Origin of the sequence: Chloroflexus sp. MS-G, assembly GCF_000735195.1 — a bacterium.
Lineage (GTDB): Bacteria > Chloroflexota > Chloroflexia > Chloroflexales > Chloroflexaceae > Chloroflexus.
The window spans coordinates 1-1,756 of record NZ_JPIM01000232.1; the positions used below are offsets into that span (position 1 = coordinate 1).

2 protein-coding genes are annotated in these 1,756 nt (G+C 58.1%); both read left to right on the forward strand.

The window, feature by feature from the left end:
- On the forward strand, positions 1-443 hold a 443-nt coding region (locus tag JE47_RS21175; RefSeq protein ID WP_152556125.1), incomplete at its 5' end, for a TPR end-of-group domain-containing protein.
- Between the two features lie 80 nt (positions 444-523).
- Entirely contained in the window at positions 524-1,498 is a 975-nt protein-coding gene (locus JE47_RS0120085) for an AAA family ATPase (RefSeq protein WP_031461446.1), read from the forward strand.
- The last annotated feature ends 258 nt before the right edge of the window (positions 1,499-1,756 follow it).

The window sequence follows — 1,756 nt, forward strand, 5'->3', positions numbered from 1 at the left end:
GCTACGACGAGGCCATCACCGCTTACCGGCAGGCGCTTCAGCTCGACCCGCAAGACGCTGCCCCCTGGTACGGGCTGGGGCTGGTGTACACCCTTCAGGGCGAGCTGGAACAGGCATTGCAGGCCTGGCAAAAAGCAGTGGAACTGGCGCCAACAGAGGGTTCGTGCCACGCATCACTGGCTAGCGTTCTCCGGCGGCTGGGACGCGAGGAGGAGGCGCGCCGTGCGATTGAAACTGCCCGGCCATTGATGGAGCACGAGAGTGAATACAACCGCGCTTGTTTCGCCGCAATCTGCGGTGATCATGAAGAGGCGTTGCGTCTGCTCCAGATTGCTCTCGACCAACATCAGGTGTTACGGGATTGGGCACGCCTCGATCCCGATTTTTCATCATTGCACCACGATCCACGCTTCTGGGCATTGGTGGCCGATCGCGAGGCGTGAGGATGTTGCGCTCGCTCGAGCCGGTAATCGTGGTATACTGCCCATGCATCCAGACAACTACCTTCTGAATTGAGGTGCCCGTGGAAGAGGTTCAGCATCTGGCTGCGCGGATAATCGCGAACGTTGAGCAAGTTATCGTTGGCAAACGTCGGATCGTGGAACTGGTCCTGGTCGCGTTGTTGTGCCGTGGTCACGTCTTGATCGAAGATGTCCCCGGTACCGGCAAGACCATGCTGGCGCGGAGCATCGCCCGCTCGATCGGGTCGAGCTTTAAGCGTATTCAGTGTACCCCCGATCTCTTGCCGAGCGATGTCACCGGCGTTTCGATCTTCAACCAGCAAACCCGCGAATTTGAGTTTCGCCCTGGCCCGATTATGGCCCAGATTGTGCTGGCCGATGAGATTAATCGGGCGACACCAAAAACGCAGTCGGCCCTGCTCGAAGCAATGGAGGAACGACAGATCACCGTTGATGGCGTGACCCACCCGCTGCCGCAGCCGTTTATCGTGCTGGCAACGCAGAATCCTATCGAGTACGAAGGGACGTTTCCGCTACCGGAAGCGCAACTCGACCGCTTCCTGCTGCGGGTTCATATCGGCTATGCGGATCGGCTCGATGAGATTGCAATTTTGAAACGCCAGCGCGACGGGCACCCAATCGAAACGTTATCAACGGTGGTGGATGTCGCTGAATTGCTACATCTGCAAGAGGTGATTAAGCAGGTTCACGTTGATGATCTGATTGTCGAGTATATTGTTGCCCTGGTTGTCGCCACCCGCGATCACGGCGATGTTTATCTAGGCGCCAGCACACGCGGAGCACTGGCCCTTTATCGGGCCGCACAGGCATGGGCTGCGATAAACGGGCGCGACTTTGTGATCCCTGATGATGTCAAATTACTTGCGCAACCGGTGCTCGGCCATCGTCTGATTATCAGTCCGGCAGCCCGTGTGCGCAATGTGACGGCACAAGCGATTATTGATGAGGTGCTGGCCGCCGTGCCGGTACCAGGGGCACGTGCCGGTCGGCGTTTTGAACGAATGAGAGGCGGGTAGCGGTGATGGCGATGGAGAAGAGAGGAGTGGTATCCCAATCTTCTTCCTATGCAGTAGCGGAAGTAATCTTTGGGGATGAGAGGCGGTAACACGAACCTTGAACTGTGGCAGCATTGCTTCCGAATGGGTATGAGCACGGTTTGCCGATTATGCCCGTCACCCAATAGTTGGAGGGAGTGCTACCCTTGCCGCAAGCGAGGGTCTGGCGGGTACGCCGGTTCTACCAATCCTCGGGCAGGATGCGGGCCGGAGGCCCGT